The following is a 26,984-nucleotide window of genomic DNA, read 5'->3' as shown; positions in this document are numbered from 1 at the left end:
CCGCGTGCTGTCTGCTGCTGTGCTTCTTGCGCACGCTCCACCGGCCGGGGCCGGGCGGGTGTCATGTGGATTCCTAGGTTCGGTGGTTGAGCTTGCGGTTCCGGCCTGCGGTGGTCGCTGGTGGGTTCGTGCCCGATGGCGCCGGTCAGCGAGGGGCCGGGATCTCCCGCTTGGGGATCCTGCCGTGTGCCCCCCTTCGTGGGCGTCGACGTAGATGATCCGCCGCAGGTACCTTTACGGCGCCACGCGGTCCTTGACCGACAGTGGGAGTGGGTCTGGGGTCTTGCTCGGAGCCCGGCCGGAGCATGACGCCGGCGGCCGCCTGGTCGCCGATCGTGACGTGCGGGATACCGAGGAAGCCACCTCCCGTAGGTCGGGGTGTTGGTAGAGGACGTCCTCGGTCTCGCGTGGGTGCGCCGAGCGCTTGCGGCATCCGGTGTCGGACCTCAGAGCGCCCGCTCCGCGTCGGGGTTCGCATCGGCGGCGCGTACAGCAGACAGGGACTGCTTCTGACGGCCGTCCGCATCGAAGTTGTCGGGCGAGAGCCACTCCCGAAGCGCCTTGCCGACCTGGAGCCACTCGGAGTCGATGACGGAGTACCAGGCGGTGTCCCGGTTACGGCCCTTGTACACCACGGCCTGGCGGAAGATCCCCTCGAAGGTGAAGCCCAGCCGCACTGCCGCCTTGCGCGAGGGCGCGTTGAGGCTGTCGCACTTCCACTCGTGGCGTCGGTAGCCGAGTTCGTCGAAGGCGTAGGACATCAGCAGGAACTGTGCTTCCGTCGAGATCGGAGTCCGCTTGAGCAGGGGCGAGAACGCCACGTTCCCCACCTCGACGACGCCGTTGGACGGGTCTTGGCGCACCAGGGAGAGGGTGCCCACCGCCTTGCCGCTGCGCAGGTCGACGACCGCGTGGTGCAGAGGGTCGTCTGCCCGCGTCACCGTCACCACGTAGCTGCGGTAGTCGTCCCGGCTGCCGAACGGACCGGCCATCATGTATGTCCAGTCCCTGCCATCCGCCTCGAAAGCGTAAGCGGAGTACAGGTCGTCGGTGTGGCGGTTCGCGTCCAGAGGTTCCACCCTGCAGAAGCGGCCGTCGAGGGTGACCCGGGCGGGCACCGGACGCACCGTCCAGTCAGGCAGCGGTTGGCCGATGGGCTGGCCGTATTCGTACAGACGTGAGGACATTCCGAGTCGTTTCGCTCGCGGATAAGACATCGCTGCAGCTCCGAGTGCCACGCGAGCGACAACACGCGGCGAATCTCAGTAACGGTGTCCTGATACTGCCTCGCCGATCTGCGTCAGCGTCGGGTACTCCCCCTTGTCCGCCACCCACTCCCGGATGATGCGGGGGATCTCTCAGGCGACGGCCCCCGGCCCGGACTCCTGCGGCGCGCTGCCCAGCTCCTCCGGCACGAAGTCGACGCCGCGGGACGGTGCGAGATAACGCAGGTGGGCGAGGCGTGCCTGCTCCTGGCGCATGTGCATGAAGGACTCGAGTATGTAGCCGACCAGCAGAACGAGCACCGCGATGATCATGATGGCGGCGGCCAGTAGGGCGGTCGGAAGCCGCAACACGACGCCGGTCTGCATGAAGTCGATGACCACCGGCAGGCCCAGGGCGAGCGAGATGATCGTCAACAGAGCGGCGATCACTGCGTGGAACTGCGAGGGCCGCTGGCGCCGGGCCAGGCCCAGGATGAGCTTCAGGATGCGCCAACCGTCGCGGTACGTGCGCAGCTTGCTCACGCTTCCGGCGGGCCGATCCTTGAAGTCGATCTCCATCTCGGTGGTGGGCAGCCGCAGACTGAGGGCGTGCACCGTCATCTCGGTCTCTGTCTCGAACTCGTGTGACAGTGCCGGAAAGGACTTTATGTAACGCCGCGAGAACACGCGGTAACCGCTGAGCATGTCACTCACGTCGTTGCCGAACAGCATCCGCACGGCGCCCGTGAGCATCTTGTTGCCGACCGCGTGCCCGGGCCGGTAGGCGCTCTCCTCGACCTCTCGACGAGCGCCGACTACCTGGTCGTAGGGGCCTTCGAAGAGCAGGTCGACCATCTCACGGGCACGGGAGGCGTCATAGGTGTCGTCGCCGTCGATGATCAGCAGTGCGTCGGCCTCGACGTCGGCGAACGCCCGTCGAATCACGTTGCCCTTGCCCTTGCGCGGCTCTTGGCGCACGATCGCGCCCGCCGCCAGAGCCTCGGCGACGGTGTTGTCCGTCGAAGCGTTGTCGTAGACGTAGATGACCGCCTCGGGCAGCGACGCACGCAGATCGCGCACGACCTTGCCTACGGCAGCCTCCTCGTTGTAGCAGGGTACGACGCACGCGATTGCAGGGTTCATTCCGTGATCCTCTAGGGAGTGTTCTGAGTTGAGATCACGAGATCGGTCTTTCTCGCTACAGGGTGGAGCTGGGTGCGGTAGACCGGTCGCGTGACGCGTGGTGATCTGACAGATGGGCAATGCGGGAGTTGATCGAGCCGCACCTGCCGCTGGGGGCGCTCGGCCGATCCCTGACCTGCGCAGCCACTTCAACGCGTTGATGTGGCGGTTGCGTACCGACAGGCCCTTGGCGGGACGTGCCGGAGAGCTGCGGCAGCCACCCGGCACGGGCGCGACCGGCGCCGGGATCAGCCGGTGGTGACGTCCAGGCGAGGACCGGAGCCGACGGGGTGCGGCGCGGTCAGGTCTGCCGTGAACGGACCGTTCACGAGTGCCTCGACCGCCGCGGTGGACCCGGTGTCCTGGGTGGCGTGGGCCGTGCGCCGCGCCACGATCGCTCCGCTCACCGCCAGCAGTATCCCGAAGGTGCCGGCGATCGCCGGCCAGTACACGTAGCGGTAGTTGGCCGAAGGGGCGGTGGGCAGGTAGGTGGCGATGTAGATGACACCACTCACGCCGAGCAGCCGCAGCTCCCGCGACCACGGGCCGGGCCAGCGGCGGCGCAGTGCCAGCACCAGCGAGACCACCAGCCAGAACCAGCCCTGGAACAGCCAGGGGAAGTCGCGGTCGAAGCCCATCACATAGGACTTCATGGCCGCGTCCAGTGTCTTGTTGACCTGGACGTCCTTCGGCATGACGGCGGAGTCACCGCCGAGGTACTGGAGATTGCCCTGGAACAGCAACCGGGCGAACGTACGGGAGCGGTACTCGACGTAGCCGGTCGCGTGGTGCGGCATCTGCTGCGTCCACATCTTGAGCAGGACGTCGGCCTGGTCGGCCTCGAAGCCGGCCTGATCACCCGGCTTGTGCGGGTAGCAGGCGAAGTAGGCGTCCCAGACGATGTCCTTGCGTTGGCAGGTCCGCGCGGTCGCCACCAGGTCGTCGGTGAACTCCGGGGACGCCCCGGCCTTCGTCGCGGCGGAGCGCACCTGCTGAGGGGTGAGTACGTGGACCACGTCGTCGAGGGGTATCTGCGCGTACTGGCGCACCGCGAGCGGATGGGCGGCCGAGGACACCCCCAGGCTGCCGACGGCGGCGAGCGCCAGCAGTGACCCCGCGGCGACCAGCCAGCGGCGCCGCCCGGGACGCGGCCAGAGCGCGAACATCAGCAGCAGGAAGATCGGTACGACGGCCGGAAGCCCGTTCTTGCGCACCAGCATCGCGTAGGTGAGGAAGAGCATGCCGAGGATCAGCAATCCCCAACGAGCCCGCTCCCGTCCCTCCGGCAGCTCTCGCGCGACGAGCGCGATCGCGCACGCGGCCAGCAGGGTGTATGCCATGTGCACGTCCTTCCACACCACCCCGGTGAAGGTAAGGACATGCGGGGCGAGGCCGAAGCCGAGCATCAGCAGCGACAAGGGGCGGCTGCCGGTCCGACGCCACAGCACGACCGCGAGCACCCAGAGGGTGCCCCACAGCAGGGCGGCCTGGATCTCGGCCATCGCCGACAGCGCGCCGGTGATGTCGATGAGCGTGCGCCAGAACAGAGCCAGGATTGGCGGGTGCCAGTCGGTCACCGGCTGCTTCCCCTGTGCCTGCGCCAGCTGCGAAAGGCTGTCCGGGCTGAGGAAGCCGGGGTGGAACGCGACGGAGACGGCCCACCCGCAGATCGCGGCCACCAAGGCCAGGAAGCCGGGCCAGAGCAGGTCGTGCGGCCGGGTGGCACGGGAGATCGCACGCCAACGGTCGGTCGTCGCGGGCATGTCCGGGGAGTCCTCTCGGTATGCGGTGAAGACGAGGGTGCGGTACGCGGCGAACCGCATCAGCGTCGCCGCCGCCCAGCCCACCAGGCGGGCCGCGTTGTCGCTCAACGGGGAGGACAGTCCGAACACTTCGTGCGCAACGTAGACGGGGAAGGCGGTGACCGCCAGCCCGGCCAGGTTGACGGCGATGAACCAGGCCACCTCGCGTCGGTCGACCGCTCCCTTGCGGTCCCGATAGGTCCAGTAGCGATTGCCCAGCCAGCTGACCACCATGGCCAGGAGCGTGGCGATCGCGGAGGCGAGGACCGGTGTGGAGCCCAGCGGCCCGCCGTGGTCCGGCGAACCGAAGAGCAGGAAGTTGAAGCTCGCGGTCTCCACCACGAACGCAACGGCGCCGACGAGACCGAAGGCCACAACCTCTCGCCAGATGTTCCGTACCCATGAGGGCATATGCCGGCGCCAGGCCGTCAAGTGCAGCATGGCGGGAAGTTAAGTGTTCAAATTAAGAACATCGTTCAAATCTTACATGATTCAAACGTGAACACTTGTGGTCGAGCTTGGAGCGTCTGCCAGTGGGTAGTGGCTGGGGTTATCGGATGCGGGGGCTGGCGGGTCGGGTGTCCCGGCGGTGGGTACCAGGCGCGGCGGATGAGGCCACACAGTGATAGTGGTAGCGGTCAGGGCAAGGTAGAACTCCGTGCCGGCGCGGCGTCGTTCGGTGTTGCGGCGAAGTTCGCAGAAGTTGTTCATCCACGAGTTCGTGCGCTCGACGACCCAGCGGCCGTCGGTCTGGATCGGAGTCTTGGCGCCGCGATTGGTGAGCAGCAGCTCGTTGTAGACGGGTTGGTAGTCGTAGCCGTCGGCCACGACGATGGCTCTCCGAAACTGGCCGGTGTCCACAGGTGGTCGGACGCGGAGGGCATCATCGAGTACGGGGAGCGGTGTCTGCCGCCCCGGTTCACGATCGCCTACGAGTACCGGCCCTAACCAGCTGATCAGCAGCTCCCACCCAGCGGGGGAACCTCAGTCCGCGATCCGCGACGCGTTCTCCCGCCGGGTGGTGGCCTGGGAGACGTCCGCCCGCGCGGACGCGGACCTGGTCCTCACCTCGCTGAAGTTTGCCCTGGCCAGCCGCGAAGTCGCCCCCCGTGAACTCATTCACCACGCCGACCACGGCTGTCAATACACGCCCGTGAAGCTCACAACACTGCGCCTGCCGAGAATGTCATCCATACAGCTCAAGGGCTTGTCGGTGCTGCGGCAGGATGAGCACTCGCGTTGCTTCGTCTCGCCTACCTGACCATCACCAACGCGTTCGCCGCACTGCGGCTGCTACCGATGAGCGACCGCGCCAAGGACGCGGAGATTCTCGTCCTGCGCCACCAGATCACCATCCTTGAGCGGCAACTCGGTGCGGACCGGGTGAAGTTCGCCTCGGAAGACCGAGCCTTCCTCGCCGCTGTGCTGGTGCCGCTGCCGCGCCGGGTTCTGCGCGGGCTCCGGTTGCTGGTCCAGCCCGACACCGTGCTGCGGTGGCACCGCGACCTCATCAAGCGGCGCCACGCCCGCACCTGCCGACCGAAGAGGCCGGGCCGTCCGCCCACCGTTCGCTCGATCCGCATCCTGATCGGTCCGCCTGGTCTGGGAGAACCCGTCGTGGGGCTACCGCAGAGTGAACGGCGAACTCGCCACCCTCGGCATCAAGGTCGCCGCCTCCACCGTCTGGGAGACCTCAAGACCGAGGGCATCGACCCCGCGCCCGACCGAGCCGCCACCCCCTGGGCCGACTTCCTGCGCTCCCAGGCCGACGCCCTCCTGGCATGCGACTTCATCGAGACCGTCACCCTGACCGGCCGGCGCCAGTACATCCTCGCCGTCATCGAGCACACCACCCGCCGCGTCCGGATCCTCGGCACCACGGCGCACCGCACCGCGCACTGGGTGAGCCAGGCCGCACGAAACCTGGTGATGGCCCTGGAAGACGCCGGGACCACCGTCAAATATCTGATCCGGGTCCGGGACGCGAAGTTCCCGGCGCTCTTCGACCAGATCCTGGCAGACGCCGGCGTCCAGACGGTGCTCACCGGCGTCCGGATGCCGCGCATGAACGCCACCATGGAGCGCTGGGTCCAGACCTGTCCGCCACGAACTCCTGGACCGCACCCTCATCTGGAACGAGCGCCACCTGCGCCACGCCATCCGCCAGTTCGAGCAACACCACAACACCCACCGGCCCCATCAAGCGATGAACCAGGCCGCACCACTGCGCGCAGTCCCCGAACCAATCACCGATATCGGACGGATCTCCCGTCTGGACATACGCCGCCGGGACCGGCTCTCCGGAGTGATCCACGAGAACCGAAACGCCGCCTGACCTGGCCGGATGGCATATTCGGCAGCTGCAGTCTTCATCTGCGCAGGGCACCCGGGGCATCATGATCTGTCGTGCTGCTGCGCCTGGCCTATCTTGTTGCGACCAACACCATTGGGTTCCTGCGCCTGCTGCCGATAAGCAGCAGGAGAAGGACATCGAGATACTGGCGCTGAGGCACCAACTGCTGGTCCTGCAGCGCCCGGTCGGCAAGCCCAGGTTCGAGGAGGCCTGCTCCACCACCTCCCCGTGGAGATGCTGCGGCAGCTCCTTCTGTCGGTACGCCCGGACACGATCCTGCGGTGGCATCGCAACCTGCTCGAGCGACGACATGCCGCCACATGCGCGCCGAAGCGGCGCGGACGCCCACCCACGGTCCGGTCGATCCGCGCCCTGGTCCCGCGCCTCGCCCGCGAGAACAGCGCGTGGGGTATCGCCGGATCCACGGTGAACTCGCAGCGCTGGGCATCAAGGTCGCCGCCTCCCCCCTGTGGGAAATCCTCAAGGAGCACGGCAGCCCACCCGCCCCCGCACGACAGAGCACGACCTGGGCCGACTTCCTACGCAGCCAAGCCGATGCGCTGCTCGCCTGCGATCTGTTCAAGGTCCGCACCCTGACCGGGGCACGCCTGTACGCTTTCGCGGCCATCGAGCACTCCGCGAGGCGCATCCGGATCCTCGGTGCCACCGCGCACCCGACCGCGGACTGGATCGTGCAGCTCGGGCGCAACCTCCTGATGGACCTGGAGGACGCCGGCAGCAGGGCCAGATACTTGATCCGCGACCGAGACTCGAAGTTCACCGCCACCTTCGACGCCCTCATGGCCGACGCCGGGCCGAAGGTCATCACCACCGGCATCCAGATACCGCGGATGAACTCCATCATGGAGCGCTGGATACAGACCTGCCGGCGCGAACTCCTGGACCGCACCCTGATCTGGAACCCCAGGCACCTCCTCCACGTGCTCCGCGAGTTCGAGACCTTCTACAACGGACACCGCCCGCACCGAGCCCTGGGCCAAGCCGCTCCCCTCCGCCCACTCCCCCACCCGATCAGCGAACCGGGGAACACCAGACACCTGGAGATCCGCCGACGAAACCGACTCGGCGGAACTCTCCACGAGTACCACCATGCCGCATGACCAGGCCGGATGATTTATCGGCACCCACAGTGCCGGCCTGGCGGTTCGGCTGATGGCCGATCACCTCTCGGCGGCGCGGTCGGAGACCAGGCCGGCCACTCCCGAAGAACACCGAAGGCATCCGGTGCAAGCTGAAACGCCTGGTCACACGGGGCATCCTCACCGAACCCGAACCCGGCCTGTTCACTCAGCCCCGCACCTGACCATCAACCCACCCCGCCGACCAGGGCCCCTTACCCAACCCCAAGACCGAAGCAGGCATTACGTCACGTACCGCACTCTCAGAGGCGACCGAACTGGATCAACGCTGTTGCCGCATTGCTTCCTCGACCCTTGCCCTGGTCCGCCTTATCGCCCATGGGCCGGCTATCAGGACCGTAAGAGCAACCACACCCGAACTGACCAAGGTTTCGGTCCACGGTGTTCCGCTTTGCCTCCACACCACGATCGTCGACGCAGCAACCACAGCGTCGACCCCGAGCAGGACTGCCCATAGGCGGCCCGTAGACATCGATCTATCAGACATAGGCCGTACCTTACGACGTGGTGCGTGGTAATGATCGAGGCACTGCCGAGGCATGAAGTAGGCCGTGCGGTTTGAGTGTTGTTGTGATGCAATACCTGGGCCGTACGGCCTTGTCCACGCGTATCTTCACCGGCCTCCAGCCTCGGCGGCTCGGCAAACTCGTCGTCGAGCTCGTCGGCGCCTGGATGGCAGCTGAGGAGTCCCGGCTGCGAGAACGTCGAGGTCACGAGCGTATGCGCGCGCCCGGGGCGGGCCCGGATCACGAGCTGGTGTTCGTCGACCGCGTCGTCGTCACCCTGGTGGCGCTGCGCTTCCAACTCCCGCACGCGGCCCTGGCGGAGCTCTATCGGGTAGACCGCTCCACGGTCACCCGCGCGATCCGCGAGATCCGTCCGCTGCTGGCGGCCCGCGGCTTCGCCGTCCCCGGCCACCCCGACCTGCGACTTCGTACCCTGGCGGACGTCTTCGCCTATGCCGCCGCCGAGGGCGTCGAGCTGCGCATTGACGGCACCGAGGTCCAGGTCCGCCGCCCGCGCGCGAACAAGCCGGGCCGTCGCGCGTACGTCTCGGGCAAGAAGAAGATGAACACCAAGAAGGCGACCGTCGTCGCCGACGGCGAGGGACGCACGCTGTGGGCCGGGGCGTTCCGCCCCGGCCGCATGCACGACCAGACGGCGCTGCGGACCGAGGGCATTGCCCTGTGCGAGACGGGAACTCGCGGCCTGCTCGGGGCCCGCCACCGCAGTCGTCGTCCTGCGCATCTTCACCATGTACGTCGACGGCATAAGCGACGAAACCATCGCCCTCCGCCTCAACCACGACGGCATCCCCTGCCCCTCCGCCCACGACGCCGCCCGCAACCCCCACCGGACGAAGAAGGCATGGCAGGCCGGTGCGGTCAGGGCGATCCTCCTCAACCCCCGCTACACCGGCCACGAGGTCTGGAACAAACAGCGCAAGGAAGAACGCCTCCTCGACATCGACGACGTCACCCTCGGCCACCGCACCACCATGACCCACAACCCGAGCGACGAGTGGATCTGGTCCAACGAACCCGCACACGAGCCGCTCATCACCAAGGAACTCTTCGAGGCCCCCTGTGCGCCCGCAGGCAGCGCGCCCGCGTCTACCAGCGGCAGGACCGGCCCAACCGGCGAAGCAGCCGACGGGCCTACGTCCTGCGAGGACGGGTGAGATGCACTCTGTGCGGACGGAAGATGCAGCCGTCGGCGATCCGCGACCGTGTCTACTACCGATGCGAGTACAAGGAACAGGAAGCAGCCCTCTACCCCGGTCTCGATCATCCGCGCACCATCAACCTGCGCGAAGACATCATCTGCCGGGCACTGGACGCATGGATCGCCCGCGCCTTCACCCCCGAGCGGCTCACCGCCACCATCACCGCACTCAGCCAGGCCAGCATCGCGGCAAGCGCCGCACAGCCACAAACCCCCGAGCAGGCCCATGCCCGCCAGGCGATCAAGGAATGCGAGCGGCGCCTCGCCCGCTACCAGGCCGCCCCCGACTCCGGAGCCGACCCGGCCGTCGTCACCCAGTGGATCAACGACGCGCAACGTGACAGGGAAGCGGCACAGAGGAAGCTCGACGCACTGCCCACCGTCACCCGGAAGAAGGAACCACCCCTCACGGCCGACGAGATCCGGGGGATCACTGACAGGCTCGGAGACATCGCACAACGTATCCAAGCCGCCGACGCCGAGAAGAAAGAGACCCTCTACGAGGCCCTGGGCATCACGATCGCGTACGACAACGCAACGAGGACCGCGACCGTTAGGTCGAGGCCCTCGATTCCGTATCGCTATAAGGAGTGTCCGAGGGGCGAGTTGACGGCTGACGATACGGTCGTGGTGGCGCAAGGACCCCTCGTGGTGCAGCTCAGCGGCGGTGGACGCTGACCGCGTAGCCGTCGCCGTCGTAGGGGTCGGCGTCCCAGGTGGCGAAGCGGTCGACGAGCGCGAGGCCGGCCGTGGCGCAGCAGTCGTCGTACTCGGGCAGCGTGATGCTGGGCGGCACGGGCAGGTGGGCTTCGTCCAGTCCGAAGCCGGCCACCAGCAGACCGCCCGGGCGCAGGGCCGCGGCCAGGCGTTCGACCACCGTGGCCTCGGTGCCGGCGGCCAGCAGCGGGAAGATGTTGCCCGCCGCGACCACGAGATCGAAGTCGGCTGCCACGCCGAGCTCGGCCGGCGCGAATTCGGCCAGATCGGCCTGGAACCAGGGCAGCTCGGGCGCCTGTTTCCGGGCCACTGCCAGCATCGACGCGTCGAGGTCCACCCCGACACACTCGTACCCGAGACGCGCGAGCCGGACCATGACCCGGCCGGTACCGCACCCGGCGTCCAGCACCCGTGCTCCGGCGGGCACGAGCGACACGCAGAACCGCGCCTCACCGTGCATGTCCTTCCCGCTACGGGCCAGGGCCGCGAACCGTGCGGCGTAGTCCTGTCCGGACCTGCCCCCGGTCAACTCGTTCCATCGGCTCACGCGGTCCAATATAGGCCGCCCCTGTACCGCTCGACGATGCGACCGAGTCCGCGGCGCTGAAGGCCGCCGCCGAGAAGGACGGGAAGGACAGCAGGCGTCGGCGTGGCGACGTCACCAGCTCAACCGACACCGGGCCGGCCGCGGCGACGTCTGCGCCCCGGTCCGGGACCTGATTGCGTCTCGGGGCAGAGTGTGAGGCCGATCGGATCGTCGACACCGTCGTGAGTCGACCGGACGAGCACCCGGCCAAGGGCGGCAGCCGACAGAAACCGCTCTCACCCGTCGAACGAGCCGGGAACCACCGCATGGCGCTTCGACGCCCAAGGGCCGGCCGTCCGAGTCCGTTCCTCCCACGGTTCTTCAAACCCTCCTCCACCGCTCCTGCGGGGGAAGCCCGCCCCTCGAGGGACGCCGGTTTGTACTTCGCCGGCCCACGGTCGCCTTCGGTGCGGCCCAGGGGACATGCCCCGTCGAGTGCACCCTGCGGGACATGACCCTGCGGGCGCTGTGCGGGTCGGTCGCGGAGGCCAACCGGTTCGCCCGTGAATACGGTGTTGTAGGCAACGACGGTTCGGCGGGCAGGCCTGTGGCCGGCCCGGCTCTACTGACCGGACGGAGTGCTGTTCAGCGAGGTGCGCGCTGGGGGACGGAATCCGGCCATCTCCTGTCGGTTGATGAGCCCGCTCCTTCCATCCATACACACAGGAGCTACACAAGAAGATCGTGGAATCTCCTTTTAGGGCCGCGTTCTTCCCGCCTTCTTCGGGGCCTGGCCGGTGCGGCGACTTCAGGCCAGCATCCTCGCGCCTTCGGAAGTGAACGTCTGTACGGGCCCGTCGGTGTATGCGTAAGGTAAAGCCGCGCATGACGGGATCATGACCAATCCACGTCTGGGCGCACGTCACTCAGCGACCGGGGGAACACCGTCGCTCACGGGGAGAGGTTGCTTCGCCATGCCGTCGTACCGACCGTTCGTACGCGCCAGCCAGTAAGAGCGTTCCCTGCTCCCGGATCGTCGGCTTCCACCCGGCGCATCCCCCCTGAGGAAGAAAGGGACCGCTCTTTTGCGCTCCACGCCTTGGTTCCGCCTGCGCGGATCACGAAGACCAGGGAAGTTCACCTCCGCCGTAACCTCCGTGGCCGCGCTGGCTGTTGTGGCGGGTGTCGCGGTGCAGCCGGGTCCGTCCCGGCTGCACGCCGAACCGGCGGACGATTCCTATCCCTGGTACCAGGACACGGCCGCCGAGCAGTTGCGGCAGGACCAGTGCCTGATGACCGACGTACTGCGGCTCGGCGGGCCGTCGATGTCCGCGACCGCTCAGGACGGCCTGAACCAGCCCGCGGACAAACTCCATGTCCTGGCGGACCGGAAGAGCTGGGAGAAGACGCCGCTGGCTGTGGCGTACCAGAAGGACCGGGACGCGGCGAGCAAGCAGATGGACGATCTGGCCGCTCAGCGCGACGGCTGGAAGAAGCCTCTCGACGGCCTGGTGACCCCGGCTGGATTCACGGACGCCGCGTTCCACTGGCCGCCCGACGGCGAGCAGAGCTTCTACAACCAGACAGGTCTGGGCAAGTGGGTCGCCGACCGGTTCTGGCAGAAGGACGACGACTTCTACCAAGACGACACTCCGAAGGCCGACGACGCGTCCCTGAAGGCCGTCGACGCCGTGGGCAATCCGCTCTACGGCAAGGATCCGGACCCGACCGGGACGACTCAGCAGGAGTGGAACCGGGCGCTGGCCGAGCACAACGCGTTCCAGTGGATGCACGGCGGCCCGGCCACGAACGCGGGCGCGGATGACGCGCGGATCTTCCTGTCCTCGGGTGGTTTCCCGCGTAGTGCTCCGCAGCCGGGGACGCCGGAGTACCGCATAGCGGTGGAGGACGTGAAGTCCCGGTTCGCGGCGTGTGGTTGGCGTGATCCGCTGGACCCGGACAACGTGCTGGGCGACATCACGTCCACGGCGGCCGGCGAGTGGCAGCAGGAGGTCTCCTCCCAGGCCACGCAGCGCAACCAGATCCTGGGCGCCAACGAGACCGCCGTCGACGCACTCGCCAAGGGCGCCAAGGCGCTCAGCGACATGCTGGGGCAGTCCTGGGTTGCCGACCACCTCACGCGCTGGCAGGACTACTGGTCCCCGGGCGGTATCGGCTGGATCGGTGACTCGTCGCTGACCATGAGGGTCGAGGCGGCCAAGGGCAAGTGCCTGGACGTGCAGGGCGGCGGGACGGCCAACGGCACGGCGGTGCAGATCTACACCTGCAACGACAGCGCCGCCCAGGAGTGGAAGCTCGGGGGCCTGTACGACGGCGGCTACGCCCTCTACAACACCAACGCGCGCAAGTGCCTGGACGTGAAGAGCGGCGACAACGCCAACGGCACGAAGATCCAGCTGTGGGCGTGCAACGGCAGCCCGGCCCAGCAGTGGGACTTCGATGTCCGCGCCGCCGGTGAGCTGCGCAATGCCGCCACCGACAAGTGCCTGGACCTGCACACCTTCACCAACGGCAACGACGCCCAGCTGTACACGTGCAACGGCACCGACGCGCAGAAGATCCGCATCGTCCCCCAGGGCCACGACGGCAGCGACAAGCTGGACTATCCGAACAAGGCCCAGTTCGACCAGGCCAAGGCTGGCGTCACCGCGGCCCAGGCCGGCGCGAAGAAGCAACTGGCCGTTCTCAAGGTCCAGCTGACCGCCGCGCAGACGGCCGGAACCAGCTCGGACACCGCACTGCAGGCCGCGTACGGCATCGCGGACACGCAGGGTGCGCCGCGGGGCCGTGGACTGCTGGTCGGTCAGCAGAAGGCGCAGGTCACCCGGGGTGCCGTGGCCGCGCTGACGGCGATGGAGAAGGCGGGCGAGACGGCCGAGGCCGCCACCCGCGCCTCGGCCGGTGACAGTGCCACCATCGCCCAGCGCGCGCTCGCCCAGGCCGCGCAGGCCAAGGCGGAGTTCCGCAAGGAGGCCGCCAAGGCGGCCGAGGAGCAGGCCAAGGCCGCCGCCGACGCGGCGAAGGTCCACCGGGACAACGCCGAGAAGGACAAGGAGACGGCGGAGGCCAAGCTCGCCGACGCCCTGACGGCCGAGGGCGACGCGAAGGCGGCCGCCGCCGACGCCCACGCCAAGCGGCTCGCCGCGGAGGCCGAGGAGAAGACGGCCAAGGCGCAGAAGGAGACGGCCGCCGCGAAACAGGCCGAGGCCGCGCAGGACAAGGCGAACGCCGAGGACCAGGCAGGCAAGGCCAAGGACGCCAAGGACAAGGCCGACGCCACGGAGAAGACCGCCGAGGACAAGCGGGATGCGGCGACCGCGGCCAGCGATAACGCCAAGGCCAAGCGGGACGACGCCTGGGACGCCGAGCAGAAGGCGGACGCGGCCCGCGCCAAGGCCGACGCCAAGGACGCCTACGCCGACTCCCTGGACTCCGGAGACGCGGCGACCGCCGCCCGCTCCGCCGCGAACGACGCGGACAAGGCCGCCGACGACGCCGAGAGCGCGGCGAAGAAGGCCCGCGCAGATGCCGATGCTGCCACCCAGGCGGCAGCCGACGCCGACGCCGCGGCCACCCGCGCCGAAGCAGCCGCCAAACGAGCCCGCTCCGACGCGGACGCCGCGCAGGCGGACAAGCTGAAGGCAGACGCGGCGGTCAAGACCGCCACCAGCGCCGCCGCCGACGCCATCAAGGCCTCCCAGGACGCCGCCGACCAGGCCAAGACGGCTGTCAAGCTCGCCAACGAGGCTGAACAACACGCCAAGGACGCCAAGGCCCAGGCCGACCAGGCGAACACGGAGGCCGGCAAGGCACTCGCCGCCTCCGCCAAGGCCGCCGGCTACGCCCACGTCACCGCCCAGGCCGCCGTCGACGCGGGCAAGGCAGCCGAGCAGGTCGCCGACCCGGCCAACGACGCCGTCCAGCTCGGCTCGGCCTACGCCGACACCGACTCCGCCGCCGGCCTCGTCGTGCTGACCGGACAGGCCTCCAAGTCCATCGCCGACCAGCAGCAGGCCGTCGCCGACGCCCACGCCAAGAACGCGGCCGCCGAGGCCCAGGCGGCCAAGGACCTCGCCGACCAGGCCAAGGGAGACGCCAAGGAGGCCTACCAGCACGCCGCGAACGCCGCCCAGTACGCGGCCGACGCCCGCACCTACTCCAAGCAGGCCCTCGGCTACGCCGCCGACGACGCCAAGGCCGCAGCAGCCGCCTCAGCCTCCCTGGCCCGCACCATCGACTACGACAAACAGGCCGCCGACGACGCCGCAGCCGCCGACAAGGCCGCCGACACCGCCGACGGCTACGCCAAGGACGCGCGCAACTCGGCGGATGCGGCGGAACTCGACGCCGACGCCGCCCGCTCCGCAGCCGCCCAGGCCGAACAGGACGCCAAGGACGCCCGCGCCGCCGCCGACCGCGCCGACACCGCCGCCGCCGAAGCCGAACAAGCCGCCAAGGACGCCGACAAATACGCCAAGGAAGCCCAGGACACCGCCGACAGCACCGAACGCAAGAAGAACGCCCAGCGGATCTCGGACGGCGCCGCATCCGGCATAGGCAGCGTGTTCTGGAGTGAAAAAATCGAACCAATCGGGAAACCGGAGGTCGTTGACAAAAAGAACTGCAATCCGATCGTTCACTTCGGGGACTGCGTCATCACGGCGAAGATCCACTTCAATGTGAAGCTGGACATCTACCTGTGCACACTGGCGGAAATCCCTGTCACCGGATGCCCGGACTGGGAGACGCTGTACATCGACACGCAGGTCATCCCGGACCAGTACAACACAGTCACGCACACCATCTCTGCGGTGGACTTCAACTCGGGCATCGACCCCGTCGAGGTCCTGCTGGGTGACTTCATCGGGTGCGGCGAGAAGTTGACCGGCAACGGAGGCAGCTGGGGCGACTGTGCCTGGGCCACCTTCGACATCGCCTCCCTCTTTCAGGGCAAGGCGATCAAAGCCATCACCGACGCCATCAAGGCCGTTGACGCCTCGCTGCGCACCGGGATCGAAATCGAGGACGCCTTCCGGGCACTCAAGACGCTGGACAAGGTGAATCCGGCCACGCTCGCCGACATCGGGCGCACGGTGGAGGCGTACGAGAAGGACATCCAGGTCGCCTGTGAGGAAGTCGTCCTGTCCGGGCTCAGGTCCGGGAGTACCGCTTCTACAAGAGCACGGATTGCAGCGGCCTCGGGACCCCCGTGTAAGTTCTGGAAGCTGACCGACTTCGAAGGTCAGCGCGTCTACCAGCGGGACGACCTGATCAACCCCGACTACGTTTCGCCCGAGGATCCCTATGGTCGGACTAACCTGAAGCGGATGCAGCAGGGGCTTGCCCCGATGGGTACGGGCAGGGCTGCGAGCGGAGGGAAGGACAAGCCTCTGAACCTCCACCACATGCTGCAGACACAGGACGGCCCGATTGCCGAGGTAACAGATGCGATGCACTTCGACAATTACGGCAAACTGCACTGGAAGTCAGGGACCAAGATCCCCAGCGGGATCGACCGGCCTGAGTTTGAGAAGTGGAAGAAGGAATATTGGAAGAGCAGGGCGAAGGACTTCGAATGACGAGCGGCCTGCAGGCAGCCGAACAGGTGATCAGCCTCGTGCGTGAGAACGAGGACCTGGCTCATCATGGCGATGGCTGCTCGCCGGAGGTAATCGCACGGGCGGAGGCTGAGATGGCTCTCGACTTCCCGCCCTCGTATCGGCGTCTGATCGAGGCATTCGGTACGTGGGAGATTCCGCCTGCCGAGTTTCCTGGTGTGTACCAGACCCCCGCGAGGGGAGAAGAGCTGTTGGGGTCATCCGCGTACACCCTGGAGGACCGTGCTCAGCTGGGCCTTCCGCACCGGTTCTTGGTCGTCAAGCACGACGACGTCCTGGGCGTCGTTGTGCTTGACACCTCCCGACCGGACCAGGACGGCGAGTACCCGGTCTTCGCGTGGAACCCGGGTGTCCCGGAGGGCGGCCTCATGGAGAAAATCGCCGACAATTTCGGAGAGTTCGCGCTCAGTGAGTGCCGTCAGAACCTGAGCTGAGTTCCCCCGGAAGATCGACATCAGGCAAGGGTCCGTATGCAGCGCGTGCGGACCCTTGCCCGCGCCAGGTGCCCGGCGTGGATTTCGCTGCTCCGGCAGCGACGCTCCAGAGCAATACAGCTACTCAGGTTGAACTCGTGGAGTCCGGTGGCCCGTGACGGTTCTTGATCGTTGCGGTACGACGTCGTCATGCGGTACGCGCATGGGGGCGGGTTGACGCCCAAGCAGCAGGAAAAGCGGGAGCAGGTGCGCCTTGAGGCGGCCGAGCGGTTCGCTCGTGGTGAGAAGACCGAGGCTGTCGCGAGGGAGCTTCGGGTGACGTCGCGGTCGGTGCGACGTTGGCGAAGGGAGTGGGAGGAGCGCGGTGCGGACGCCCTGCGCTCGAAGGGGCCGGCATCGGCGGAACGGCTGAGCCCCAGACAATGGGAGCGGCTGGAGCGGGAGTTGAAGCGGGGTCCGCTCGCGCACGGCTGGGACGACGAGTTCCAGGGGTGGGCGCTGAAGCGGGTCAAGCTGCTGATCGGGCGGATGTTCCACGTCGGGTACACGATCCAGGGCGTGTGGAAGCTGTTGCGGCGGCACGGCTGGTCCGCGCAGGTGCCCCTGCGGCGGGCGATCGAACGCGACGACGAGGCGATCGAGGTGTGGAAGGCCGAGGTATGGCCGCAGGTAAAAGGACCGCGGCGGACCTGGGCGCCCACATCTGCTTCGAGGACGAGGCAGGCCAGGGGCTGAGGCCGCCGAAGGGACACACCTGGGCTGAGGTTGATCCCCGAGAGTGGACACCGGGGTTCATGCGACGAGTGACAGCGTACGTGACGTAATCAGTTGCTGTTCGAACTCGGCTGGTGTGAGGTAGCCGTGCGCGGAGTGCCGACGGCGCCGGTTGTAGTACGACAGCCAGCGGAACAGCTCCAGCCGGGTCTGTGCCTTCGAGGTCCAGCGGCGGCCATGGAGCAATTCGCGCTTGAGGCCCTGGAAGAACGACTCGGCGAGCGCATTGTCATAGCTTGAGCCGACCCGGCCCATGCTGCGGCGGATGCCGTGCCGGCGGCAGACCTCGGCGAAGGCGGCCGCGCTGTATTGGGCGCCCCTGTCGGTGTGAAAAACGACGCCGTGGACCCGGCCGCCGCGGGTGGCTACAGCCATTTCGATCGCGTCGGTGACCAGGGAGGTGCGCATGTGGTCGGCGATCGACCAGCCCACCACCTTTCTCGAGCAGATGTCGATCACCGTGGCGAGGTAGAGCCATGTCGTGCCGACGGCTATGTAAGTGATGTCGCCGCACCACCTGGTGTTCAGCGTGTCCGCGGTGAAGTCGCGCATCACCAGGTCCGGGGCGGGCGGCGCGGTCCTGTCCGCGATCGTCGTCCGCTTCTTCTTGCGTAGGTGCCGGCCGACTATGTGGTTGATGCGCATCAGCCGGGTGACGCGCTTGCGGTTGATCCTGCGTCCTCTCGCACGCAGTTCAGCATGCACGCGTGGGGCGCCGTAGGCGCCCTGGTGTTCGGCGTGGATGGCGCGGATCTCGCTCACGGTCCGCTTCTCCTCGGCCTGGCGCTCGATGCGGGCCTGCTCAGTGGCCAGGTGCCGGTAGTAGCCAGCGCGGGACGCTCCAAGCACCCGGCAGATCCGCTTGACGCCGAAGTCGGCGCGGTTGTCGGAGATGAAGTCCCAGCGGCGGGGGCTCACTTCACCTCCCGGGCGAAATAGGCAGCAGCCCGGCGCAGGATTTCGCGCTCCAGCTGCCACTCCTGCTCGGCCTTGAGCAGCCGAGCGTTCTCCGCCCGCAACCGGGCCAGTTCCTCGGCCGCGCTCACGCTGCCGTCGCGGCCCTCGGGCACGGCCTGGGCCTCGTCCTTGCGCACCCACGTCCGAAGCGACTCCGCAGTGATGCCGAGATCCGCGGCCATTGCCGCGTACGTCCGCTTCCCGGCAGCGGCGCGGTAGAGCGCGACAGCGTCCTTCCTGAACTCCTCCGGATACGGAGACTTGCGTCCCACCTGGACATCCCTCCCTGGACCATCAAGATCCATTGTCAGGGTGTCCACTCCAAAGGATCAGCCTCAGGAAAACACCTACACCCGCTACGCCGCCGCCATCCGCCTCCACCTCAGCCCTGACCTCGGCGCCAAGAAGCTCGCCCGGCTCACCACCCGCGACGTCCGGACCTTCCTCGACGGGCTCCGCGTGACCTGCCAGTGCTGCGCCCAGGAACGGGACATGAAGCGGCGGCGCTGCTGCGCCATCGGCCAGTGCTGCGAGAAGCGGCTGTCGCCCCTGACCGTGACGTACGTCCACGCGGTCCTCAAGTCCGCCCTCGAACACGCCGTCCGCGAGGACGAACTGCCGCGCAACGTCGCCCGGAACGTCAAGACCACCACGCCCCGGCCGAGACGCTTCCGGCCCCTCACGGCGGCCGAGGCACGGCAACTGCTTCAGGCGGCCAACAGCGACCGGCTGCACGCCCTGTACGAACTCGCCCTGCGCACCGGCCTCCGCAAGGGCGAACTCCTCGGCCTCCACTGGGAAGACCTCGACCTCGACGGCGGCACCGCCACCATCCACCGCTCCCTCCAGCGCACCCGCAGCCAGGGCCTGACCGTCCTGAACACCAAGACCCTGGCCTCCGAGCGCCGCATCGCCCTCCCCACCGAATGCATCAATTCCCTCAAGATCCACCAGGAACGGCGGCAGGAAGAGCGCCAGGCGGCCGGAACAGGCTGGACGGACAACGGGCTCGTCTTCACCACCTCCAACGGCAGGCCGCTCGACCCCACCAACCTCACCCGCCGCTTCCGGCGCCTCCTCCATAAGGCAGAGCTCCGGACGATCCGCTTCCACGACCTCCGCCACTCGACTGCCACCCTGCTCCTGGAACAGGGCGTCGACCTCGTCGTCATCAAGGAACTCCTCGGCCACGCCCACATCGGCGTCACCGCCGGCGTCTACGCCCACGTCCGACTCCGCCTCCAGCGCCAGGCCATCGACACTCTCGGCAGCATCCTCGGCCCGACCGACACCCCGGACCACCCGCCCACCGCAGGCGTTGTCCGCTGACGTTGCCGTCAGCGTTGCCGTCAAGCACCACAGAAGCCCCTGGAGCGGCCCTGATGAAAACCTCTCATCAGGTCCGCTCCACGGGGCTGCAGAATCTCACGAGTCAGCTAAAGCGGAAATTCGCATTTCCACGGCACATCCAGCTCTTCGGGATCAACACCCGCCCGGATGACCGACTCGTCAACATCGTCAATCGACGAGACGATCTCGTCATGAACGATGGACATATTCCCATCGTAGATGTCGTTGTCGTCGGCCAATAGATCGCGAAGAACTTCAAATGCCCGAACTCTGAATTCTCCGGATCGGAGTGGGATAACCCAGATCCAAGACTCGCTCTCTGCGGAACTAGATGTCCTGCGGGCAGCGACCTCTGATTTTGACATGAGAAGCCTGTTCACCGCCTGAATCTGCATGTTAGGGCTCCCAGAAGATTCGAACGATCGGACCGTCAAAGGTGTGGACTTGAAGGTGCGGAAGATCTCCATCGCGGTTTCCGGCACCGTGTCCAAGGACTCGACCGTCCTCCCCGAGCTGGTCATCCCAGTGATACGTTCCGCGCTTAGTTCCGTAGTATTGCTTCGTTCCAACGCCGTCCATTCCAGACGCGTTTCTGTAGCCGTCTCCTTGATACGTCCGAAGGAAAAGCTCTTCTGCTTCCGAACGACTCTTCACCGTGACGCTCGTCGCGCCATCAGCCAAGGATTTAGACGCTCTAGAAACGCTTCCACTTGACCACGGAATACAACCACCGGAGTTGTGAACCAGGACCGGCGTCTCGCCCGCTAGCACATAGTACGTGTGGAGTTGCTGGATAGTGAGGTTCCAGCGGTCGGCGAGGCCTGGTGTGGGGTGGGTGGAGACGACGTAGGCATGGCCGTTGATAGCCGTGTTGAGGGCGTTGCCGTGACGGAGTCTGCCGGCCGGAACCCAGGTGTGGGTGGTGTCGTCCCAGAATGGGTGGTTGGCCGTGGTGTGGACGGTGGCTGTGTGGCCATCCTTGGTGCGGATGGTGAGGTCGATGAGGTCGTGGTCGTGGTTGATCCACACGTGCTGAACCGCCCGGGCCCCCTGGTGCCTGCCCGTCTTAGGGTTAGCTGCCTGAACCCGGTCGCCGACCTTGATCTTGCCTATCGGCTTGGTCTTGCCATTGCCCATCAACACCTTGGTATCGGGGGAGAAGCTGCAGAAACTCTCTCTTCCTCCCCTGCCGCTTTCTTCTCGTAGGCCGCCTCTGGATCCCTCGCCAATCAGGCCATAGGAGGAGATGAGCCCAGCCACATCCTGCATGAAGCTCGACGTGGTGCCTTTGGGGCACACTGTGCCGCCCTTGCATGCCATCCACAGCCAGTGCTGGACCTGCGCCTGCTGATTGGGATCTTGAGGGTCTTGGAGGTACTGGGGCGTGTAGAAGTTGGTGTTTGCGGTGCCGAGCCAAAGGTCGTAGAAGCGGTCGCGTACCTTTTGCCAGCCCGGGAACTGGGCCTTGATGTATACGCCCGGGAAGATCTGGCGCTTTCCTGTGCCAGGGACGACATGGTCGTACGGAAGGTCCTGGTAGACGGGGCTCGACTTGTCTACCTTGGTCACCTCTCCGGTGGTAGAGCCCCCTTTTCCTTCGCCGCCGCCGCACAGGTCGACCGGGCACAGGCCGGTGGGATCGCTCTGGGTGGCGGGGTTGTTGTCGGCGTAGGTGTAGCCGTTGAGAGACTGGGCGTCGGAGGCGTTCAGGACGGGGTCGACGCTGATGAATCGTCCGGTGGTCGGGTCGTATTCACGGGCGCCGATGTAAGTCAGGCCTGTAGTGCGGTCGGCAGACTTGCCGAGGAAGGTTTTGTCGTCGGGCCAGTTGCCGGTTGCGCCGGTGCGCGCGGCGCCGAAGGGTGTGGTGTAGCGCTTGGTGACGGCCTGGGTGGTGTCTCCCGTGATCGCGAGGCTGCTGGTGCCATGCCCGTCGCCAGCGAGCCAAGAGAGTGCCTCGGTGCCGGTCTGGTTGCTGCGCAGGGCGATGGTGGAACCGGCGGCTGTGTAGTAGCGCTGGGCCCAGTACTTGGCAGTCGACGTGGACGTGTCGAGGTGGACCTCGGTCATGTCGTCGAGGTAGAGGACCGTCTCACCGCTGGTGTTGCGGCGGATCAGGAGACTCCCGTCGGCGTCGTAGACGTGCCTGGTGGTGCTCTTGGTGGCACCGGAGCTGGACTTCTCGGTGAGGGTGTCGAGTTGGCCTTCGGGGTTCCAGGTGAGGCTCTGGGTGTCGCTGCCGTTGGGCCGGCTCGTGGTGTTGCCGGCGTTGTCGTAGGTGTAGGCGGCGGCGACGCCTATACACGAGGAGGCCGTGGTGGTGGCGGTCAGTGTGTGGGGTCGGCTGGCGTCGTAGCAGTACGTCTTGGTGGTGTCACCGGCAGAGGTGTGGGTGGTTTCCGTGGTGCGCAGGCCGCTGTCGGTGTAAGCGTACGAGGTCCAGTAGGGCGCGGCGCCGCCGAGGTTCGAGCTGGTGCGGCCGGAGGCAGAGCAGTCCGCAGTGGACGGGGTCCAGGCCTCGGTCAGGCGTTGGTGTCCGTCGTAGCTGAAGCACTGGTCGTCGACCTTGCCGGTGCCGCCGAGGGTGGTGGGATCGGTGATGGCGGTGACGTTGCCCGCGTCGTCGTAGCCGTAGTTCAGTTCTTGCAGTTCGTATGCGTGCGTCTGGTCGGTGACGGCCGACTGCTTGAGCCGGTCGGTGCCTTCCTCCCATGTGTTGGTGATGTAGGCCTTCTTGGTGCCCGCTGCCGAGGACGTACCCAGGGTGAACTGCTGGGGCTCGCCGATTTCGGAGTAGGCGGCGCCGAGCAGGTAGCCGCTGAGACCGGTGACGTCGGTGGGCAGACCCACGCTGTTGTAGTGGGTGACGACCTTTTCTGCGGCCAGGCCTGCGGCGGCGGGTTCGGAGATGTACTGCTGGGTGCCGTCGAGGTTGTAGTACGTCGAGAAGGTCAGCGTGGACGTGACCGCACCGGAAGTGACCAGGGCGTCGGTGGAGGGCAGGACCAACTGCGTGGTGGTCGGTCGGTACAGGCTGTCGTACGTGGTGACCTTGCGGGTGTAGGCGGTGCCGGCCACCCCGCCGACGTAGCTGGTGGACGAGTCCAGCTGTCCCTTGGCGAGGGTGTCGTAAGCCCAGTTGGCCAGCTTGTTGGCGTCGGTCTTGGACGTCTGCCACTCGTCGGTCTTGCGGCCGAGTTCGTCGTACCCATACAGGAGGGTGGTGTTGCGGGAGTCGGTGGTGGTGGCGACCTGGTCCAGGTCGGTGTACGACGTGGTGGTCGTCCCCTTGTCCGGGTCGGTCGATGAGATCTGGCGGCCGAACAGGTCGTAGGTGTAGGACCACTTGGTGCTGTCCGGGCCGGTGACGGTGGCCGGTTTGGAGTCGCGGGTGTAGGTGTACTTCGTGGAGGTGTAGGGGGCGCCGACGCCCGCGCCGTAGGCGGTGTCGGCCGGGTCGGTGCCGGCGTACTCGCGCTGTTCGGTGGTGCGGCCGAAGATGTCGGTGATGGCGCGGACCGCCGATCCGCCGGCTGGGGCGGTGGTGGCGGTGGAATCTCCGGTGTACGTCGTCGATGTGAACCGCTTCATGACGCCGTAGACGTAGAAGGTGCTGTTGGTCGGGCGTTCGGCCCCGTCGAAGGCGGTGTCGGTCTGCTTCGGCGCGCCGCCGTATTCGGCCCTGGCGTAGTTGCCGGAGGGGGTGGCGGAGGAGTCGAAGACGTCGGCGTAGGTCTCGTAGGCCAAGCCGCGGCTGTCGTAGCGGGTATCGGTCAGCAGCCGGCCGCCGTTCGCGGTCGGGGACTGGGTCTGCAGGGGCCGCAGCAGCGAGTCGTAGATCGCGTATGTGGTGTTGTAGACGCCTTCGCCGAGGATGCTTGAGGTGGAGGTCCAGGACGGGGCGTTGTTGGTGACGGAGTAGGCGTAGGTGTAGTTGGCTCCGTAGCCGGCGGCGCGGAGGTGGTTGGGCAGCCAGACGGCGGTCACCCGGCCCAAGGCGTCGTAGGTGGACTCGGTGAGTTTGTTGTTGACGTCGTAGACCTTGGTCGGGGCGCCGCGGGCGTAGTCCAGGTAGGTGTAGGACTTCTGGTTCTTGGCGTTGGTGACTGTGGTCTTGGTCAGCGGGCCTGTGGTGAGCGGGGTGTAGACGGTGGTGGTTGTGTAGCCGGCGGCATCGGTCACGGTCAGAGGCCGGCCCAGGGTGTCATAGGTGGTCTTGGCGCCGGTCTGCCACGAGGTCGGGTACCGCTCACCGTTGGTGGCGGTGGCCGGGTAGGCGGAGGCCCGTCCGGTCCAGCTGACATCCCCGAGCGTCGGTGTCTGCGAAGCGGTCCATGCGGTGGCGTTGGGGTCGTCGTAGACGGTGGCTGTGTCGGAGAGAAGGTCGCCGCGGGTGCTGGAGGAGGCCGGCAGGTTCAGGTCGGTCTCGGCGGTGGAGCAGACGCGGCCGACCACCCGGGTGCGGGAGATCAGGGCGTTGATGCCCAGGCTGTCGTTGCGGGCGTACCAGGTGCGGGTGCAGGTCTCGTCGCCGCTGAGGCCGAGCTGGCCGGAGTCGTTGACGCTGACGGGCATGCCGTAGCTGTCGAAGCTGGTGTTCACACTGTGGGTGCGCCAGCTGGACGAGGTCGTCAGGTACGTGGAGGTCTCGGTTTTGTACGTGCGGATGAAGTACGCCTCGATGTTGGCGTACGACTTCTGCTGACTGGCCGTGAGGTGGGACCACGGGTAGTTGACGGTCACGGAGACCGGGGTGGACCCGTTGTAGGTGATCTGCTCGCGGTTGAAGCCCGAGAAGCGGTCACTGTCGGTCTGATCTGCCACGCTCAGGCCGGTGAAGCTGATGCCCGGGACGGAGATGGAGCGGGTCGTGCCGTCCTTCTGTTTGTCGCCGTCCATGCCCTGCAGATACAGGGACACGGTCTTGGACTGGGTTTCGCTGGAGGCGCCCTTCAGCGTGGTGACGGTGCGGTAGCCGCGCCACTGGGACCAGGTGCGTTCCTTGGCCGGGGTGATCGGGTCGTTGTTGTAGTGCCAGGCTGGCCCGGAGTAGCTGTAGTGGTTCTCCATCGTCTCGCCGAGCCCGGTGGGGTCGCAGGTGATGACGTCGGTGACCCGGTATTTGTTGAACCAGTCCAGCGAGGCTTCGGTGGCGCCGTTGATGTGCCAGTAGACCGGGTAGCAGCTCATCGTGTCGTTGTCCTCGGACGACGGCATGTTCGAGCCACGCGCGCACTCGGGGTTGGACAGCGTCACGTTGGTGACAGCGCCGGTCTCGGAGGTGATGCTCGCGATCCGGGGCCGGTTCAGCGGGAGGATGTTGTCTGTGGAGGAGTCGACCCGGTTGGCCCGCATCTGGTACGTGAACGTCACCGGGTCCAGGGTGATGGCGGTGCCGTTCTTGCCGGTGTGCTGAATGGTCTTGAGGACCAGGCTCTGGTCGGTGCTGTTGCCGATGTCGCCCGGGTCCAGGAACTGCTGGGTCAGCGCCCAGGAGTCCACATCCGTGTAGGCGCTCGTGGCGGCCGACCAGGCGTGGGTGTCGATGCTGGTCAGACGCTTACGGGTGAAGAACGCCGGGCCATTGGCCTTGCAGTCCGCGCCGGAGGTGCAGATGGCGTCGAAGGGAACGTCGGGCCAGTTGGAGGCGGTGGAGGACGTCAGCGAGGAGCAGTCGGAGGCGGTGCACCGCTCGTCGTAGCTGAAGGTGACCTCGTCCGTTGCGGTGCCGGTGAACAGGGTGTCCTTGTTCTGCCCGTAAAGGATCTTGGTGGGGTAGCCGCCTCGCGTGTACTGGGCGGTGCCGGTGGTGGCGCCGTTCTTGCCGTAGTAGTTGGTCTCGGCGGTGTACCAGTACGACATCGCGTTGCCGTGCAGGTCCACGACGTAGTCCAGGTTCCACCGCCATGCCTGGGTGACGGCCCGGTCGGCGTAGGTGGAGCCCTGGTCGTAGCCGGGCTCGCCGGAGTTGTTGCCGAAGACCGGCGCGGTCCAGACGGAGTTGGTGCGCTGGGTATCCGCTCCAGGCAGCTTGTTCAGGCCGAATATGTACTTGGTGCCGTCGCCGGCGGTGACGGTCCAGTACTCGCCGTCGTTGTCGCCGTTGTCGGCGCCGGTGGAGTGGGTGACGGTGGATGCGTCGTCGTCCTTGAGGTGCCAGGCGCCGGTGGTGTCGTCCTTGACCAGTTCGGTGGACTTGCCGTTGAGCACCAGCGAGGCGTTGTCGTACTTCCAGCACAGGTCGTGCTTGCCGTCCTCGCCGTCGTCGTCGCACGAGGCGTAGGACCGCTCGATGTAGGACGAGGTCAGGTCGAAGCCTTCACCGACCAGCGTTCCCTGGTTGTTGGTCGACGCCGTCCTGCCGTCCACGCTGCCGGAGTTGTACGAGAGCGACAGCTGCGGTGCCGGGCCCGCCGCGGCCGGCGGAGTGGTCAGAGGGTAGTCCCAGGTGAAGGCGCCCGAGGAACTGCCGGCCTCCCAACTGGAGGAGGCCGACAGCGGGCTCGCCGCGTAGTTGCCGGCGCCGGAGGCCGATTCCCCCGATGAGGCAGCCGTCACGGCCAACACCGTGGCCGACGAATTCGTGACGGCAGCCGCAAGGGACGTGCGTGGCGCCGAGCGGGAGGCCCGCGCCGTGCCGGTACCGCTGCTTGCCTGCCCAAGGCTGACCATGGCCGACAGTGTCTGAGCGCCGATGTTGTTGCGCGAGCCCAGTGGGATCTGTGTCCGGCAGGCGGCCTTGTCCGGCGTGGTCAGCACACAGGATGGGAGACGGACCAACTGCAGTCGACCCGACCAGTCGCCGCCGAAGGCGGAGGCGAACGCCGAATAGTCGACGCTCACCTGGGCGGAACCGGGCTCGGTGGCCGAGGCCGTCAACAGCACACCCTTGATGCCCGCTGCCCCGGACTGATGCTGCCCGAGAACCTGCACCTGCACCTGGCCCGCCGCCGTGTCGGTCCCCCGGCCAGGTGCGACGGTGACCGGCAGCCCTCCAGCGGCCAGCTTCGCCGTGCCCTGCCTGGGTATTCGCCCGGTCACCACGGCGGTATGGGGCCAGACCGCGGATCGCGTCCCATGAAGTGGTGTAGCCGGGCATGGTCCCGGAACGCGCGGGTGTCTGCCCGGGGCGTGCATCCGCTGACCGTGCGTGCTCCCTG

At 67.2% G+C, this 26,984-nt stretch carries 12 protein-coding genes and 6 pseudogenes; 10 read left to right on the top strand and 8 right to left on the bottom strand.

Annotated elements, in window-relative coordinates; translation table 11 throughout:
• Positions 1-446 precede the first annotated feature (446 nt).
• From ACWCQS_RS34540 to ACWCQS_RS34525, 4 genes and pseudogenes are all read right to left on the bottom strand, one after another.
• The gene (locus ACWCQS_RS34540) at positions 447-1,187 is read right to left on the bottom strand and encodes a GNAT family N-acetyltransferase (protein ID WP_451008109.1); all 741 of its coding nucleotides are present in this window, start codon (positions 1,185-1,187) and stop codon (positions 447-449) included.
• 171 nt (positions 1,188-1,358) lie between these two features.
• The gene (locus ACWCQS_RS34535) at positions 1,359-2,348 is read right to left on the bottom strand and encodes a glycosyltransferase family 2 protein (RefSeq protein WP_451008108.1); all 990 of its coding nucleotides are present in this window, start codon (positions 2,346-2,348) and stop codon (positions 1,359-1,361) included.
• Between the two features lie 287 nt (positions 2,349-2,635).
• Positions 2,636-4,630 carry a GtrA family protein gene (locus ACWCQS_RS34530; RefSeq protein WP_451008107.1) on the bottom strand — a complete coding sequence of 665 codons (1,995 nt, stop codon included), beginning with the start codon at positions 4,628-4,630 and terminating at the stop codon, positions 2,636-2,638.
• A gap of 109 nt (positions 4,631-4,739) precedes the next feature.
• Positions 4,740-5,008 (bottom strand): annotated as a pseudogene (locus ACWCQS_RS34525) (IS5/IS1182 family transposase); the annotation flags it as partial.
• 202 nt (positions 5,009-5,210) lie between these two features.
• Between ACWCQS_RS34525 and ACWCQS_RS34520 the strand changes: the two are divergent.
• The 6 genes and pseudogenes from ACWCQS_RS34520 (at position 5,211) to ACWCQS_RS34495 (ending at position 10,105) form a co-directional block, all read left to right on the top strand.
• Positions 5,211-5,450 (top strand): hypothetical protein, encoded by a 240-nt coding sequence (locus tag ACWCQS_RS34520; RefSeq protein ID WP_451008106.1) that lies wholly within the window; start codon positions 5,211-5,213, stop codon positions 5,448-5,450.
• 38 nt (positions 5,451-5,488) lie between these two features.
• A pseudogene (locus ACWCQS_RS34515) lies at positions 5,489-6,524 on the top strand (integrase core domain-containing protein).
• 71 nt (positions 6,525-6,595) lie between these two features.
• Positions 6,596-7,663: pseudogene (locus tag ACWCQS_RS34510) on the top strand (integrase core domain-containing protein).
• A gap of 612 nt (positions 7,664-8,275) precedes the next feature.
• A pseudogene (locus tag ACWCQS_RS34505) lies at positions 8,276-8,824 on the top strand (transposase family protein); the annotation flags it as partial.
• A 133-nt stretch (positions 8,825-8,957) separates the two neighbouring features.
• A complete protein-coding gene (locus ACWCQS_RS34500) occupies positions 8,958-9,383 on the top strand; it encodes a recombinase family protein (RefSeq protein ID WP_451008233.1) in 426 nt (141 codons plus the stop codon).
• Between the two features lie 23 nt (positions 9,384-9,406).
• Positions 9,407-10,105, top strand: a complete 699-nt coding sequence (locus ACWCQS_RS34495) for a hypothetical protein (RefSeq protein ID WP_451008232.1) — start codon at positions 9,407-9,409, stop codon at positions 10,103-10,105.
• On the opposite strand, the gene ACWCQS_RS34490 is transcribed toward ACWCQS_RS34495, so the two are convergent.
• On the bottom strand, positions 10,086-10,691 hold the full coding sequence (locus tag ACWCQS_RS34490) for a class I SAM-dependent methyltransferase (RefSeq protein ID WP_451008105.1): 606 nt from the start codon (positions 10,689-10,691) through the stop codon (positions 10,086-10,088). The genes ACWCQS_RS34495 and ACWCQS_RS34490 overlap by 20 nt on opposite strands.
• A 1,136-nt stretch (positions 10,692-11,827) precedes the next feature.
• Between ACWCQS_RS34490 and ACWCQS_RS34485 the strand changes: the two genes are divergently transcribed.
• The 3 genes and pseudogenes from ACWCQS_RS34485 to ACWCQS_RS34475 form a co-directional block, all read left to right on the top strand.
• Positions 11,828-16,270 carry a ricin-type beta-trefoil lectin domain protein gene (locus ACWCQS_RS34485; RefSeq protein ID WP_451008104.1) on the top strand — a complete coding sequence of 1,481 codons (4,443 nt, stop codon included), beginning with the start codon at positions 11,828-11,830 and terminating at the stop codon, positions 16,268-16,270.
• Positions 16,267-16,743 (top strand): SMI1/KNR4 family protein, encoded by a 477-nt coding sequence (locus tag ACWCQS_RS34480; RefSeq protein ID WP_450987060.1) that lies wholly within the window; start codon positions 16,267-16,269, stop codon positions 16,741-16,743. Before ACWCQS_RS34485 ends, ACWCQS_RS34480 begins: the two co-directional genes overlap by 4 nt.
• A gap of 189 nt (positions 16,744-16,932) precedes the next feature.
• Positions 16,933-17,504, top strand: a pseudogene (locus ACWCQS_RS34475) (winged helix-turn-helix domain-containing protein); the annotation flags it as partial.
• Positions 17,505-17,535: 31 nt separating this feature from the next.
• On the opposite strand, the gene ACWCQS_RS34470 reads toward ACWCQS_RS34475, so the two are convergent.
• A protein-coding gene (locus ACWCQS_RS34470) for an IS3 family transposase (RefSeq protein ID WP_451008103.1) occupies positions 17,536-18,746 on the bottom strand; the annotation gives its coding sequence in 2 pieces (ribosomal slippage) (positions 17,536-18,500 and positions 18,500-18,746; 1,212 coding nt in all).
• Between the two features lie 64 nt (positions 18,747-18,810).
• Between ACWCQS_RS34470 and ACWCQS_RS34465 the strand changes: the two are divergent.
• A pseudogene (locus ACWCQS_RS34465) lies at positions 18,811-19,803 on the top strand (tyrosine-type recombinase/integrase); the annotation flags it as partial.
• A gap of 107 nt (positions 19,804-19,910) precedes the next feature.
• Here ACWCQS_RS34465 and ACWCQS_RS34460 read toward each other — a convergent pair.
• Positions 19,911-20,219 (bottom strand): hypothetical protein, encoded by a 309-nt coding sequence (locus ACWCQS_RS34460; RefSeq protein ID WP_189189916.1) that lies wholly within the window; start codon positions 20,217-20,219, stop codon positions 19,911-19,913.
• A 1-nt stretch (position 20,220) separates the two neighbouring features.
• Complete coding sequence (locus tag ACWCQS_RS34455) at positions 20,221-26,865, bottom strand: RHS repeat-associated core domain-containing protein (RefSeq protein ID WP_451008102.1); 6,645 nt, start codon at positions 26,863-26,865, stop codon at positions 20,221-20,223.
• Positions 26,866-26,984: the final 119 nt, after the last annotated feature.

The sequence above is a fragment of the Streptomyces sp. NPDC002076 genome (genome assembly GCF_053593835.1).
Note: the sequence above shows the minus strand (reverse complement) of the source record. Positions and strands in the feature narration are given on the sequence as shown.

Excerpts from the sequence above, each read along its gene's own strand:
- ACWCQS_RS34540 (WP_451008109.1), bottom strand. The coding sequence starts at position 1,187 with ATGTCCTCACGTCTGTACGAATACGGCCAGCCCATCGGCCAACCGCTG.
- ACWCQS_RS34535 (WP_451008108.1), bottom strand. The coding sequence starts at position 2,348 with ATGAACCCTGCAATCGCGTGCGTCGTACCCTGCTACAACGAGGAGGCT.
- ACWCQS_RS34530 (WP_451008107.1), bottom strand. The coding sequence starts at position 4,630 with ATGCTGCACTTGACGGCCTGGCGCCGGCATATGCCCTCATGGGTACGG.
- ACWCQS_RS34500 (WP_451008233.1), top strand. The coding sequence starts at position 8,958 with ATGTACGTCGACGGCATAAGCGACGAAACCATCGCCCTCCGCCTCAAC.
- ACWCQS_RS34495 (WP_451008232.1), top strand. The coding sequence starts at position 9,407 with ATGCAGCCGTCGGCGATCCGCGACCGTGTCTACTACCGATGCGAGTAC.
- ACWCQS_RS34480 (WP_450987060.1), top strand. The coding sequence starts at position 16,267 with ATGACGAGCGGCCTGCAGGCAGCCGAACAGGTGATCAGCCTCGTGCGT.
- ACWCQS_RS34460 (WP_189189916.1), bottom strand. The coding sequence starts at position 20,219 with ATGCAGATTCAGGCGGTGAACAGGCTTCTCATGTCAAAATCAGAGGTC.